This window comes from Halorubrum ezzemoulense DSM 17463 (assembly GCF_002114285.1).
Lineage (GTDB): Archaea > Halobacteriota > Halobacteria > Halobacteriales > Haloferacaceae > Halorubrum > Halorubrum ezzemoulense.
The window spans coordinates 1-1,076 of record NZ_NEDJ01000155.1; the positions used below are offsets into that span (position 1 = coordinate 1).

The 1,076-nt window shown below is 60.4% G+C and carries 1 pseudogene; it reads left to right on the forward strand.

Annotated elements, in window-relative coordinates:
* Positions 1 to 1,076 (forward strand): annotated as a pseudogene (locus B9H04_RS17825) (ArsR family transcriptional regulator); the annotation flags it as partial.

Consider the following 1,076-nt stretch of genomic DNA (forward strand, 5'->3'; position numbering starts at 1 on the left):
CTCGTCGACGATGTCGATGAGTTTGGCGACCGCATACAAGCTGTTCTCGAGGAGATTTGCGAGATGACGCGGGACATGACTCACGGCGAGTACCGCGAGTACAACTCTCGAACGGCGTTTCGGACGAAGATCCTCACGGAGTCACTCGGCGTGATCGGCGTGATGACCCGATTACTGGACTTCGCCGGCGTGGACATCCTCCGAATCGGTCAGATGCCCCGATTCAAGAACGATTTTGCCGACGAGAAGCTCTCAGCTATCGCGAAGTTCGTTGGAATCAACTCTGCGATTGCGTCGAAATACGGGATGGCGTCAGTGTTTCGGCAACTCTTTGAGGACCGTGAGGAGGTCCTCCGGTGGTCACTAGATGTCGATGTCAACGCCGCAGAGCCGTTCGGTGAGCTCATCGGCTCGTGGTGTCTGTTTGCTGATTACGGCGACCGCCAGGACGTGTTCGCTGAGAAGCTTCGATCCAACGTCTCGCCGAGGGACATCCGGGATGACGCCCCCGAGATCGGTGTCCGCGTCCCCGTCCAGACGTCGACGAGTCGGGAGCAGTACCGGGATCTGCTTGAGGAAGCGCTCGAGGCGAAGAATTTGCTCACGACTCCAGAGGCAGTATCAGTGCTTCACGGACTGTGTCGGTCACCGCTCGCTATCGCGAACGGCGTCGCTCGTGCCTTGGAGCCGGAAGCCGAGACGCGACATATCCGGTCCGTAGAGCTCCGGCGTATCATCGCAGCACTGTCCCCAGAGCAGGTACTCCGAGATGCGTCGTCAACGCCGCGAAAGGCCCTTGTGGCACTCGCAGGCGCTGAAGAATTCCTGACGCAGTCAGCACTCGCCGAGAGAGCCGGCGTGTCGGCTCGCTCGCTTCGTGACCATCTCCCTGACCTCGTTGATGCTGGAATCGTCGCGAAGGCCGACGCTGGCTACCGACTCCAGCTGTCGTTTGCGGAGACGAATCGGGACGACGGAGAACTACCTGAGCGGTACCAGGATATCTACCCGCGATGGGTGAGCGATCCGACCGTCAGCAACGACGTCCACGCTGCGGCCGGAGCGTTACGGACAGC